The following is a 12,885-nucleotide window of genomic DNA, read 5'->3' on the forward strand; positions in this document are numbered from 1 at the left end:
CCATCCAGTTGCAAGGCGCCGTCGATGCCCCCGCTGCCGACCCTGATCTACATTCACGGCTTCAACAGCTCGCCGCTGTCGCTGAAGGCCCGCGAGCTGCACAGCGCCTTCGCGCGCTGCGGCCTGGCCGAGCGCCTGCGCGTGCCGGCGCTGCACCACGACCCGCGCCTGGCCATCGCCCAGCTCGAGGCGGAGATCGCCGCGGCAGAGCGGCCGGTGCTGGTCGGCAGCTCCCTCGGCGGCTACTATGCGACCTTTCTTGCCGAGCGCCATGGCCTCAAGGCCCTGCTGATCAATCCGGCGGTGCGCGTGCAGCGTCATTTCGCCGACTACCTCGGTCCGCAGCAGAACCACTACAGCGGCGAGCGCTGGGAGCTGACCCGCGAGCACATCGCCGCCCTGGCGGCGCTGGAAGTGCCGCCGCCGCAGGATCCGCAGCGCTTTCACGTGTGGCTGCAGACCGGCGACGAGACCCTCGACTACCGCGAGGCCGCCGACTACTACCGGCACTGCACGCTGGATATCCAGTCCGGCGGCGACCACGGTTACCAGGGCTTCGCCGCGCGGCTGCCGGAGCTGTTCGCCTTCGCCGGTTTTGCCGCCGACCTGTGGCGCGCTCCCCGACAGCCCGCGCGCCCGCCGGGCTGACCGCCGCCGACACTTTCGCCGCCCCCTTTTTGCCAGACAGAATCCCATCCATGGCCAATACCTCCTATACCGCAGAAGCCATCGAAGTCCTCTCCGGCCTCGATCCGGTGCGCAAGCGCCCGGGCATGTACACCGATACCAGCCGGCCCAACCACCTGGCCCAGGAAGTCATCGACAACAGCGTCGACGAGGCGCTGGCCGGTCACGCGAAGAGCGTGCAGGTGATCCTCCACGCCGACAACTCGCTGCAGGTGATCGACGACGGCCGCGGCATGCCGGTGGACATCCACCCCGAGGAGGGGGTCAGCGGCGTCGAGCTGATCCTCACCAAGCTGCACGCCGGCGGCAAGTTCTCCAACAAGAACTACCAGTTCTCCGGCGGCCTGCACGGTGTCGGCATCTCGGTGGTCAACGCGCTGTCGACCCGCGTCGAGGTGCGCGTCAAGCGCGACGGCAACGAGTACGCCATGGCCTTCGCCGACGGCTACAAGGCCAGCGAGCTGGAGGTGGTCGGCACGGTCGGCAAGCGCAACAGCGGCACCAGCGTGCAGTTCTGGCCGGATGCCAAGTACTTCGACGCGCCGAAGTTCTCGGTCAGCCGCCTCAAGCACGTGCTCAAGGCCAAGGCGGTGCTCTGTCCGGGGCTGACCGTGACCTTCGAGGACAAGGCCAGCGGCGAGAAGGTCGAGTGGTTCTACGAGGACGGCCTGCGCTCCTACCTCAGCGATGCGGTCAGCGAGTTCGCCCGCCTGCCCGAGGAGCCGTTCTGCGGCAGCCTGGCCGGCAGCAAGGAGGCGGTCGACTGGGCGCTGCTGTGGCTGCCCGAGGGCGGCGAGAGCGTGCAGGAAAGCTACGTCAACCTGATCCCCACCGCCCAGGGCGGTACCCACGTCAACGGCCTGCGCCAGGGCCTGCTCGACGCCATGCGCGAGTTCTGCGAGTTCAGGAGCTTGCTGCCGCGCGGGGTCAAGCTGGCGCCGGAGGACGTCTGGGAGCGCATCGCCTTCGTGCTGTCGATGAAGATGCAGGAGCCGCAGTTCTCCGGGCAGACCAAGGAGCGCCTGTCCTCGCGCGAGGCGGCCGCGTTCGTCTCCGGGGTGGTCAAGGACGCCTTCAGCCTGTGGCTCAACGCCCATCCCGAGCTGGGTCTGGCCCTGGCCGAGCTGGCGATCAGCAACGCCGGCCGCCGCCTCAAGGCCGGCAAGAAGGTCGAGCGCAAGAAGATCACCCAGGGCCCGGCGCTGCCCGGCAAGCTGGCCGACTGCGCCGGCCAGGACCCGATGCGCGCCGAGCTGTTCCTGGTCGAGGGCGACTCGGCCGGCGGCAGCGCCAAGCAGGCGCGCGACAAGGAGTTCCAGGCGATCCTGCCGCTGCGCGGCAAGATCCTCAACACCTGGGAGGTGGACGGCGGCGAGGTGCTGGCCAGCCAGGAAGTGCACAACATCGCGGTGGCCGTGGGCCTCGATCCGGGCTCCAGCGATCTGTCCCAGCTGCGCTACGGCAAGATCTGCATCCTCGCCGACGCCGACTCCGACGGCCTGCACATCGCCACCCTGCTGTGCGCGCTGTTCGTCCAGCATTTCCGCCCGCTGGTGGAGGCCGGCCACGTCTACGTCGCCATGCCGCCGCTGTACCGCATCGACCTCGGCAAGGAGGTGTTCTACGCCCTCGACGAAGGCGAGCGCGACGGCATCCTCGAGCGCCTGCTGGCCGAGAAGCGCCGCGGCAAGCCGCAGGTCACCCGCTTCAAGGGCCTCGGCGAGATGAACCCGCCGCAGCTGCGCGAGACCACCATGGACCCCAACACCCGCCGACTGGTGCAGCTGACCCTCGACGATTTCGCCGGCACCCACGAGATCATGGACATGCTGCTGGCCAAGAAGCGCGCCGGCGACCGCAAGAGCTGGCTGGAGAGCAAGGGCAACCTGGCCGAGGTGCTGCTTTGAGAGCGAGGCTGCGCCCGCTGCTGCATCTGGCCGGCGCACTGCTCCTGCTCGCCGGCCATGCGCCGGCGCAGGCCGCGGCGCCGCTGGAAGAGCTGGCGCTGCAGGCGGCCCAACCGGTCGACGGCATGGCCGCCGGCAACCTGTCCGGGCTGGCGCGCTGCGCCGATGGGCGCTTCTGGGCGGTGTCGGATCGCGAGGATGCCCAGCTGTATCGCCTGCAGCCGGCCGACGGCCACTGGCAGGCGACGGCCGAGGCCTTCGCGGCCCCACCGCCGCCGCCCAGCGCACTGCCCTGGGGGCTGCGCATGGGCAACCGGCTGCTGACCCCGCTGCGCGGCGGCGCCCTGGATTTCGAGGGGCTGAGCTGCGACGGCGCCGGCAATCGCTACCTGCTCAGCGAAAGCCAGCTGGCGGTGCTGCAGCTGCCGGCCTTTGGGGCGCCGCACTGGCTGCCACTGCCGCCCGAACTGTTGCGCCAGGCGCGCGCCCGCGGTCTGCTGCTGCACTTCAACGCCCTGCTCGAGGGGCTGGCAGTGCAGCCGGACGGCCAGCGCCTGTGGCTGGCCGCCGAGCGCGAGAGTCGCGGCCTGCTCGCCGTGCAGCGCGGCGGCGAGCGCTGGCGCTGCGCCAACGGTGGCTGCGTGCTGCTGGCCCAGGCTGGCCGTGCACCGCGCCCGCTGGATGGCCCGGGCAGCGCGGCGCAGCCGCTGGACTTTGCCGCGCTGAGCTGGCACGCGGAGCGCCTGTATAGTCTCGAGCGCCTGCAGCACCGCATCTGCCGGCGTGATCCGCACAGTGGCGCGGTCGAGCGTTGCTGGTCGTTCGCCGCCGCCGCGCTGACCCCCGAGCGGCGCTACGACACGCCCTACGGGGTGGCCGAGGCGCTGTGGCTGGACGAGAGTGCGGCCTGGATCGGTCTGGACAACGGCGATCAGGCCAACGCGGGCGGCGAGCGGCGGCCGTTGATCCTCCAGCTGCAGGCCCCGGCCGGCGGCTGGAGCGGCAGACGAGAACACCCTATCCGGCGCGCCGGCCCGTGGCGGGCGCGCCTTGAGCAAACGAGTTTCTGAGGACGCAGATGAGCGAATCCCTCGATCTGAGCCTGGACGGCGTCGAACGCCGCCCGCTGGCCGAGTTCACCGAACAGGCCTATCTCAACTACTCCATGTACGTGATCATGGACCGCGCCCTGCCGCACATCGGCGACGGCCTCAAGCCGGTGCAGCGGCGCATCGTCTATGCGATGAGCGAGCTGGGCCTCAACGCCGACGCCAAGCACAAGAAGTCGGCGCGCACCGTCGGCGACGTGCTGGGCAAGTTCCACCCCCACGGCGACAGCGCCTGCTACGAGGCCATGGTGCTGATGGCGCAGCCGTTCAGCTACCGCTACACCCTGGTCGACGGCCAGGGCAACTGGGGCGCGCCGGACGATCCCAAGTCGTTCGCCGCCATGCGCTATACCGAGGCGCGCCTGTCGCGCTATTCCGAGGTGCTGCTGGCCGAGCTGGGGCAGGGCACCGTGGACTGGGTGCCCAACTTCGACGGCACCCTCGACGAGCCGGCGACCCTGCCGGCGCGGCTGCCCAACCTGCTGCTCAACGGCACCACCGGCATCGCCGTGGGCATGGCCACCGACGTGCCGCCGCACAACCTGCGCGAAGTGGCCGAGGCCTGCGTGCGCCTGCTCGACGAACCGAACGCCACGGTCGAGCAGCTCTGCGAGCACATCCAGGGCCCGGACTACCCCACCGAGGCCGAGGTCATCACCCCGCGCAGCGAGCTGCTGAAGATCTACCAGAGCGGTCGCGGTTCGGTGCGCATGCGCGCGGTGTACCGGGTCGAGGACGGCGACATCGTGGTCACCGCGCTGCCGCACCAGGTTTCCGGGGCCAAGGTGCTCGAGCAGATCGCCGCGCAGATGCAGGCCAAGAAGCTGCCGATGGTCGCCGACCTGCGCGACGAGTCGGACCACGAGCATCCCTGCCGCATCGTCATCATCCCGCGCTCCAACCGCGTGGATGCCGACGAGCTGATGACCCACCTGTTCGCCACCACCGAGCTGGAGTCGAGCTACCGGGTCAACACCAACGTCATCGGCCTCGACGGCAAGCCGCAGGTGAAGAACCTGCGCACGCTGCTCTCCGAGTGGCTGACCTTCCGCCTCGGTACCGTGCGCCGCCGTCTGCAGTTCCGCCTGGACAAGGTGGAGAGTCGCCTGCACCTGCTGGAAGGCCTGCTGATCGCCTTCCTCAACCTCGACGAGGTGATCCGCATCATCCGCGAGGAGGACGAGCCCAGGGCTGAGCTGATCGCGCGCTTCGGCCTCGACGAGGTGCAGGCCGACTACATCCTCGACACCCGCCTGCGCCAGCTGGCGCGCCTCGAGGAGATGAAGATCCGCGGCGAGCAGGACGCGCTGGCCAAGGAGCGCAGCAAGCTGCTGGCCCTGCTCGGCAGTGAGCGCCAGCTCAAGGCGCTGGTGCGCAAGGAGCTGCTCGAGGACGCCGAGAAGTACGGCGACGCGCGGCGTTCGCCGATCGTCGCCCGTGCCGAGGCCAAGGCCCTGTCGGAAACCGAGCTGCTGCCCACCGAGCCGGTCACCGTGGTGCTTTCCGAGAAGGGCTGGGTGCGCTGCGCCAAGGGCCACGACATCGACGCCGCCGGGCTGTCGTACAAGGCCGGCGACGCCTTCAAGGCCGCCGCACCGGGGCGTTCCAACCAGTTCGCCGTGTTCCTCGACTCTACCGGGCGCAGCTACTCGCTGCCGGCCCACTCTCTGCCCTCTGCTCGCGGCCAGGGCGAGCCGCTGACCGGCCGCCTGACCCCGCCGCCGGGTGCCAGCTTCGACTGCCTGCTGCTGCCCGAGGACGACGCGCTGTATGTGCTGGCCTCGGATGCCGGCTATGGTTTCGTGGTCAAGGGCGAGGATCTGCAGGCCAAGAACAAGGCCGGCAAGGCCCTGCTGACGCTGCCGGCCGGGGCCAGGGTGCTGGTGCCGCGGCCGCTGGTCGATGTGGCCAGCGACTGGCTGGCAGCGGTGACCAGCGAGGGGCGTCTGCTGGTGTTCCCGGTGGCCGACCTGCCGCAGCTGGGCAAGGGCAAGGGCAACAAGATCATCGGCATCCCCGGCGAGCGGGTGGCCAGTCGCGAGGAATACCTCTGCGACCTGGCGGTGCTGCCGCAGGGCAGCACCCTGGTGCTGCAGGCCGGCAAGCGCACCCTGTCGCTGCGCGCCGAGGATCTGGAGCACTACAAGGGCGAGCGCGGCCGCCGTGGCAGCCTGCTGCCGCGTGGCTTCCAGCGCGTCGATGCGCTGCTGGTGGAGGGTGTGCCAAACTGAGGCGGCACTCCGCCAGGAGTCTGGGCGATGCCCTTGGCTGTTGGGCGAGCCTGCGGCTCACCTCGCCGCGAGGTCGCGCCTCCTGCAGGATGGTGGGGTTCTGGCTGTTGTAGGAGGCCCGACCCCAGGGCGAAGCTCTTGGCGGTAGGGGCGGGCCTGCGGCCCGCATCGCCGCGAGGTCGCGCCTCCTACAGGTTGGTTGTGGGCTCTGGCTGTTGTGGGAGGCCCCCGACCTCGGGGTGATGCTCTTGGCGGTGGGGCGAGCCTGTGAGTTCGCGCTTGCTGCACAGGGAGGGCAGTTTGCAACCGTGGTTTGAGGGCTATTTCCGGCAAGGAGGATAGATGGCAGAGGTAGGGCGAGAGCAGGCCCAGCAGGCCCAGCTGGCCTGGGCCGGCATGCAGGATGATCGCGCCGTGCTGCGCTTGTCCGGCAGCTGGACCCTGGCGGCGGACAAGCCCGACCTGCTGACGGTCTGGCGCAGTCTGGCGGACAAGCCGGCACAGCTGCTGCTGCAGGTCGAGGCGCTGGACGCCTGGGACAGCAGCCTGCTCGCCGTGCTGCGTCGCCTGCAGCGCCTTGCCGACGACGAGCAGCTGAGCCTGGCCCATCGGGACCTGCCCGCGGGCGTCGAGCGCCTGCTGCAGATGGCCGCCACGCCCTCCACGCAGGTCGCCGAGGAGCCGGCGCCGCGCCCGGGACCGGTGTCGCGCCTCGGCCTGGCCGGGCTGCAGGTGCAGGACGCGCTGGTCAATGCCTGCACCTTCGCTGGCGCGGTGATCCTCGCCCTCGGCCGCCTGCTGCAGGGCCGCGCGCGCATGCGCGCCGGCGACTTCTGGGCGGCGCTGCAGCAGTGCGGCCCCGGCGCGCTGCCAATCGTCGCGCTGATCGCCAGCCTGGTCGGTCTGATCCTCGCCTTCGTCGGCGCCGCCCAGCTGCAGGCCTTCGGCGCCCAGCTGTACATCGCCAACATGGTGGCCATCGGCATGACCCGCGAGATGGGCGCGCTGATGACCGCGGTGATCATGGCCGGGCGCACCGGCGCGGCCTACGCCGCGGAACTGGGCAGCATGCAGGCCAACGAGGAGATCGACGCGCTGAAGACCTTCGGTTTTCCGCCGCTGGAGTTCCTCGTCCTGCCGCGCCTGCTGGCGCTCCTGGTGAGCATGCCGCTGCTCTGCGTGTTCGCCGACGCGCTGGGCATTCTCGGCGGTTTCGTCATCGGTGCCGGGCTGTTCGACATCTCCGCGCCGCTGTACCTCAACCAGAGCCTGGAGATGCTCAGCCTCACCGACTTCCTGCTCGGCGTGTTCAAGAGCCTGGTGTTCGCCGTACTGATCGGCCTGATCGGCTGCCACTACGGCCTGGCCTGCGGGCGCAACGCCCAGGCGGTGGGGCAGGCGACCACCCAGGCGGTGGTCAGCATCATCGTCGCGCTGGTGGTCAGCGACGCGCTGATCACCCTGATCTGCACCCAGCTGGGGATCTGAGCGTGAACGATGCCGTGCTCGCCGTGGAAAACCTCAGCGCCGGCTACGGCAGCAAGGTGATCCAGCATGACCTCAACTTCAGCATCGGCCGCGGCGAGGTGTTCGTCATCATGGGCGGCAGCGGCTGCGGCAAGAGCACCCTGCTGCGCCACCTGATCGGCCTGGAGGCGCCGCTGGCCGGTCGCGTGCTGCTGCACGGCGACGACTTCTGGGCCCACGGCGAGGACGAGCGCGCCGCCCTGCAGCAGCACTTCGGCGTGCTCTACCAGAGCGGCGCGCTGTGGAGCGGCATGACCCTGGCCGAGAACCTCACCCTGCCGCTGGCCGCCTACCACCCCGGACTCGGCCAGGCCGAGCTGGACGAGCTGGCCGCGCTCAAGCTGGCCTTGGTCGGCCTGGCCGGCTGCGATGGGCTGTACCCGGCCGAGCTGTCCGGCGGCATGCGCAAGCGCGCTGGCCTGGCGCGGGCGCTGGCGCTCGATCCGGAGGTGCTGTTCTTCGACGAGCCCTCCGCCGGCCTCGACCCGCTCAGCTCCATGGCACTCGACGAGCTGATCCTCGAGCTGCGCGACAGCCTCGGTGCCAGTATCGTGCTGGTCACCCACGAGCTGCCGAGCATCTACCGGGTGGCCGATACCTGCCTGTTCCTCGACAGTCAGTCCCATACCCAGATCGCCCTGGGCTCGCTGCAGCAACTGCTCGACGAGGGCCCGCCGACGGTGCAGCGCTTCCTGCGCCGCGGCGAGCAGTCCCCATCACCGGAGAAAACCTGATGAGCGAACCGCGCAAGCCGTTCTGGATCGGCGCCTTCCTGCTCAGCGGCATCGCCCTGCTGGCCGGCGGCCTGCTGCTGCTCGGCCGCGACAACTGGTTCAGCCAGCCCAGCGACTACGTGGTGTACTTCACCGGTGCGCTGGACGGTCTCGACGTCGGCGCCGACGTCACCTACCGCGGGGTCAAGGTCGGCACCGTGCGCGAGATCCGCCTGTCCTACGACCGCGAGCTCAAGGATGTGGTGATTCCAGTGGTGCTGCGCATCAATCCCGACGCCGGCCGCGAGGGGCAGCGCTTCGACCGGGTGGTCGAGCGCCTGGTCGAGCGTGGCCTGCGTGCCCAGCTGCAGACCCAGAGCCTGCTCACCGGCAAGGCCATCGTCGCCCTGGACCTGTTCCCCGGCCAGGCCGGCTACGTGCGCGAGCCCCACGACCTGGAGCTGCCGACCATTCCCAGCGTGCCGTCGCGGGTCGATCAGGCGGCCGACGTGCTGCGCGACCTGCTCGACACGCTGCGCGAGCTGCCGTTGGGCGAGATGATCGTCTCGGCCAGCAACACCCTGCAGGCGCTGGAGCGCCTGAGTGCCTCGCCCGAGCTGCGGGGTGGGCTGCTCAGTCTGGGGCAGACCCTGAGCAATCTTGAGGGTCTGACTCAACAATTGCAGCGACAAATCCCGCCAATTCTGGATAATGCCCGCCAGGGTAGTGGCGAATTGCGCACGGCAATCGGCGATCTCCGTCAGGCCGCGCAGGCGGCCACCGTCGCCCTGCAGCAGATGCAGGGACTGGCCGGCGACACCCAGCGCAGTCTGGGTCCCGAGTCCGAGGCGCAGTTCCAGCTGCTGCAGACCCTGGAAGAGCTCGGGCGCGCCAGCAAGGCGCTGCAGCGCACGGCGGAAAGCCTCGAGCAACAGCCTGAATCGCTTATTTTTGGCAACAAACGGTGAATTTTACATGCGTGTTCCACGCTTGATCCGACAGCTGGGCCTGGCCGGGCTGCTCGCCATGGCCGGTTGTGCCTCGACGCCACCGGCACAGTTCTACCAGCTGCAGCAGGGCAGCCCGGCACTGCCGCAGACCGACAAAGGCGTGGCGGTGCTGCTCGGGCCGCTGAAGCTGGCCGACTACCTGCAGCGCGAAACCCTGGTGCAGCGCCAGGCCGACGACAGTCTGGTGATCACCCAACAGGCCCGCTGGGCGGGCAGCCTGCAGGACGACGTGGCCCAAGTACTGCTGCGCCAACTGGCTGGCCGGCTCGACAGCAGCCGTCTGGCCCTGTATCCGGACCGGGTCGGCTTCAAGCCCGAGGCGCAGCTGCTGCTGAGCATCGGCCGCCTGGATTCGGGCCCGTACCAGCCGGCCGTGCTGGAAGCCCAATGGCGCCTGCTGGATGGCAGCGGCAAGATGCACGACAGTCGTGTGGTGCGTCTGGAGGAGCAGCACAACGGCGAGCTGACCGACCAGGTGCGTGCGCAGAGCGTGCTGCTGCAGAAGCTGGCGAGCGAGATGTCCGCTGCGGTGACCACGCTGTCGAAGGCGCGGGTGGCGACGGAGCGCGATGCGCAGGCCGAGCGCAAGGCCGGTCAGCCGCGCCGCTCGGAGGTGCCGCGGATTCCGGCGGTGAACGCGCCGGTGCCGGGAGGCGCCGCCGAGGTCTATCGGTTCTGATCCAGGGGTTCCGCGACGGCTGACGCCCGTCTGCAACGCACAACGCCGCGCCGGTCGATCCGGCGCGGCGTTGTGCGTTCAGGGGGCTGTCTCAGGCCTGTCTCAGGCCTGTCTCAGGCGTGTTGCAGCATCTGTCCCAGCTGTTGCTCCAGGCGTGCCGGCAAGGGGTCCTGCAGGCGCTCGACGCAGCTGGCTCCGGCCGGCGAGGCGAGGGTGCGGATGCGCGCGCGCTCGCGCACCGCCGGGTCGGCGCCGAGGGACTGATCGAGCAGCAGCAGGTTGCGGCTGTGCCGGCTGAGACCCAGGGCGCTCTGGCTGCCGGCCTGCTGCAGCAGCTCGGCCGGCGGCAGGCCGTAGAAGCCTTCGCCATGGCTGAGGCCGAGCTGCAGCTGGAGGGTCAGGCCGCGGTCGACGACCTCGATCTGCAGGGCATGGCCGAGGGCGCGCAACAGTTCGCCGCAGCACAGCGCCCGGCTCAGATAGTGCTCGCCGGACTGGTTGCTGTGGAACAGCACCAGGCTGCTGCCATCGCTGAGGCGCACCAGGTTGCCGTGATAGAGGCGGGCGGCCTGTTCCAGGCTGTCGCGATAGCGCTGCAGCAGCTCGATCAGACGCTGCTGCGGCAGGCAGCGCTGCAGCTCTTCCTGCGCGCCCAGCTGGACGGCGAGGACGGCGCTGTGCACCGGCGGCAGGCAGGGCGTGATCGACGCGATCGGCGCGGCGGCGGGCTGGCTGGGCGCCAGGTCGTCCGGCTCCAGGCCGAGCGCCTCGGCATCCAGCTCCATCTCGTCAGGCTCCGCGCGGTTGGCGAGGGGCGCTGGAGCCTGCGCTGCTGCGGCGCCTGTGGGGGCGGGTGCGGTCTTGGCGAGGCGTGCCGCGCTCCGCGGCTCGTCGAGCAGGTTTTCCAGCCCTTCGAACAGCTCTTCGCCGTCCTCCGCGGCCAGGGCGTCGAGCTCGGCCTCGGCAGGCGCCGGCCTGGGCGGTACCAGGCGGTGTTGCAGCTGGCGGGCCAGGTCACCGATTTCGTCCTGGCGTTCGCTGGCCGGCGCCGGGTCGTCCGGGTCGCGCAGCCACAGGCGCAGCTGCAATAGTGGCGTAGTCAGCCGGCGGCCTTCGCGCAGGCTGAGGAACAGGGTCAGGACCAGCACGATCAGGCCGAGCAGGCCGAAGTTCTGCAGGCTGATGGTCAGCGGCTGGCGGAACGCCTGCATGTCCAGGGCCAGCTGCAGCTGGCCGGCGGCGACCTCCTGGAAGGCGATGGGGGCGCTGAACACGCCGGCATCGGCGTCGAACAGGCCGGGCTGCGGCCGGCGCCCGGCCTCGGCGATGATCCGGTTGTCGACACCGTGGATCACCACGTGGGCGACCAGCGGGTTCTGCGCCAGGTTGTCGAGCATCACCTTGAGGCTGAGCAGGTCATTGACCGCCAGGTGCCCGCGGGCCGAGTCGGCGGCCTGGCGCTTGAGGCTCTCGCCGAGCGCCTCGGCTTGCTGCTGCATGGCCTGGTTGACCTGCAGGTTGAACACCCAGGCGAACGACAGCATCACCAGCGCCACCAGGGCGAGGATGAAGCTGGCCAGGCGCAGGACGATGGGCACCCGCCGCCGCCGCAGGGCGTTGAGCAGGAGGACGAAGAAGTTGTCGGGCTTGACGGGCGCGGGCCGGTTCACGAGTGGGGGCTCGGCTCTGGAAGTGACGGGAAGCGAAGTATAGCGGTGCGCTCGGGGATCGGGCAAAGCGCGCTGCCAGATGGCGTGCTTTGCAGGTAGAATGCCGGACTTTTCAGTTCCGGGGAGGTGCGCCGTGCGCGAAATCGTCCTGATCAACATCACCGGGGAAGACCGCCCGGGTTTGACCGCAGCCATCACCGGGGTTCTCGCCCAGGGGGGGGTGAACATTCTCGACATCGGCCAGGCGGTGATCCACGACACCCTGTCGTTCGGCATCCTGGTCGAGATTCCGCACAGCGCCAAGGCCTCCTCGGTGCTCAAGGACGTGCTGTTCACCGGCTACGAGTTGGACCAGCAGGTGCGCTTCACGCCGGTATCCGAGGCCGACTACCAGCAGTGGGTCGGTGGCCAGGGCAAGCTGCGCCACATCGTCACCCTGCTGACTCGCAAGGTGACCGCCGAGCAGCTGCACCGGGTCAGCTCGATCACCGCCAAGTACGGCTTGAACATCGACCACATCGATCGCCTGTCCGGGCGCATGCCGCTGGATACCCCGGTCGACCGCAGCAAGGGCTGCATCGAGTTTTCCGTGCGCGGCGAGCCGGCCGACCCGGCGGCGCTGCGTGCCGAGTTCCTCAGCGTGGCCCAGGAACTCAATGTCGACATCGCCTTCCAGCTCGACAGCGTGTTCCGCCGCAACCGTCGCCTGGCGGTGTTCGACATGGACTCGACGCTGATCGAGGCCGAGGTGATCGACGAGCTGGCCAAGGCCGCCGGCGTCGGCGAGCAGGTGGCCGAGATCACCGAGCGGGCGATGCGCGGCGAGCTGGACTTCCGCGCCAGCTTCAAGGAGCGCCTGGCGCTGCTCAAGGGGTTGTCCGAGGAGGTGCTGGCCGACATCGGTGCCGGGCTGCGCCTCACCGAAGGGGCGGAAACCCTGTTCGCCGAACTCAAGCGCCTGGGCTACAAGACCGCGATCCTCTCCGGTGGCTTCACCTATTTCGCCCGCCAGCTGCAGGACAAGCTGGGCATCGACTACGTGTTCGCCAACGAACTGGAAATCGTCGACGGCAAGGTCACCGGCCAGGCGGTCGAGCCGATCGTCGATGCCCAGCGGAAGGCCGACCTGCTGCGCCAGCTGACCGCCCAGGAAGGCCTGCGCCTGGAGCAGACCATCGCCGTCGGCGACGGCGCCAACGACCTGCCGATGCTGGCCATCGCCGGCCTCGGCGTGGCCTTCCGCGCCAAGCCGCTGGTCAAGCAGTCGGCCAAGCAGGCGATCTCCACCCTCGGCCTCGACGGTATCCTGTACTTGCTGGGTTATCGCGACCGCGAGGGCCGCGACTGAGCGC

At 69.8% G+C, this 12,885-nt stretch carries 10 protein-coding genes; 9 read left to right on the plus strand and 1 reads right to left on the minus strand.

Going from position 1 to position 12,885, the window contains the following annotated elements; all coding sequences use genetic code 11:
• Positions 1-24 precede the first annotated feature (24 nt).
• The 8 genes from BM297_RS08710 to BM297_RS08745 all read left to right on the plus strand — a co-directional run bounded on the left by BM297_RS08710 (position 25) and on the right by BM297_RS08745 (position 9,863).
• A complete protein-coding gene (locus BM297_RS08710; RefSeq protein ID WP_092430292.1) occupies positions 25-648 on the plus strand; it encodes a YqiA/YcfP family alpha/beta fold hydrolase in 624 nt (207 codons plus the stop codon).
• 50 nt (positions 649-698) lie between these two features.
• On the plus strand, positions 699-2,594 hold the full coding sequence (parE, locus tag BM297_RS08715) for a DNA topoisomerase IV subunit B (RefSeq protein WP_092430294.1): 1,896 nt from the start codon (positions 699-701) through the stop codon (positions 2,592-2,594).
• A complete protein-coding gene (locus tag BM297_RS08720) occupies positions 2,591-3,664 on the plus strand; it encodes an esterase-like activity of phytase family protein (RefSeq protein WP_245768235.1) in 1,074 nt (357 codons plus the stop codon). Before parE ends, BM297_RS08720 begins: the two co-directional genes overlap by 4 nt.
• Positions 3,665-3,672: 8 nt before the next feature.
• On the plus strand, positions 3,673-5,934 hold the full coding sequence (gene parC, locus BM297_RS08725; protein WP_092430296.1) for a DNA topoisomerase IV subunit A: 2,262 nt from the start codon (positions 3,673-3,675) through the stop codon (positions 5,932-5,934).
• A 342-nt stretch (positions 5,935-6,276) separates the two neighbouring features.
• Positions 6,277-7,422, plus strand: coding sequence for an ABC transporter permease (locus BM297_RS08730; RefSeq protein ID WP_092430298.1), 1,146 nt, complete (start codon positions 6,277-6,279; stop codon positions 7,420-7,422).
• Positions 7,423-7,424: 2 nt separating this feature from the next.
• Positions 7,425-8,195: an ABC transporter ATP-binding protein gene (locus BM297_RS08735; protein WP_217648249.1), complete on the plus strand. Its 771-nt coding sequence runs from the start codon at positions 7,425-7,427 to the stop codon at positions 8,193-8,195.
• Positions 8,195-9,142: an MlaD family protein gene (locus BM297_RS08740; RefSeq protein ID WP_092430300.1), complete on the plus strand. Its 948-nt coding sequence runs from the start codon at positions 8,195-8,197 to the stop codon at positions 9,140-9,142. The genes BM297_RS08735 and BM297_RS08740 overlap by 1 nt, the downstream gene beginning before the upstream one ends.
• 7 nt (positions 9,143-9,149) lie before the next feature.
• Positions 9,150-9,863, plus strand: coding sequence for a PqiC family protein (locus BM297_RS08745; protein WP_092430302.1), 714 nt, complete (start codon positions 9,150-9,152; stop codon positions 9,861-9,863).
• 113 nt (positions 9,864-9,976) lie between these two features.
• On the opposite strand, the gene BM297_RS08750 is transcribed toward BM297_RS08745, so the two are convergent.
• Positions 9,977-11,533 carry a HAMP domain-containing protein gene (locus tag BM297_RS08750; protein ID WP_092430304.1) on the minus strand — a complete coding sequence of 519 codons (1,557 nt, stop codon included), beginning with the start codon at positions 11,531-11,533 and terminating at the stop codon, positions 9,977-9,979.
• A 133-nt stretch (positions 11,534-11,666) separates the two neighbouring features.
• Between BM297_RS08750 and serB the strand changes: the two genes are divergently transcribed.
• Positions 11,667-12,881, plus strand: a complete 1,215-nt coding sequence (serB, locus tag BM297_RS08755; protein WP_090307266.1) for a phosphoserine phosphatase SerB — start codon at positions 11,667-11,669, stop codon at positions 12,879-12,881.
• The last annotated feature ends 4 nt before the right edge of the window (positions 12,882-12,885 follow it).

This window comes from Geopseudomonas sagittaria (assembly GCF_900115715.1).
Lineage (GTDB): Bacteria > Pseudomonadota > Gammaproteobacteria > Pseudomonadales > Pseudomonadaceae > Geopseudomonas > Geopseudomonas sagittaria.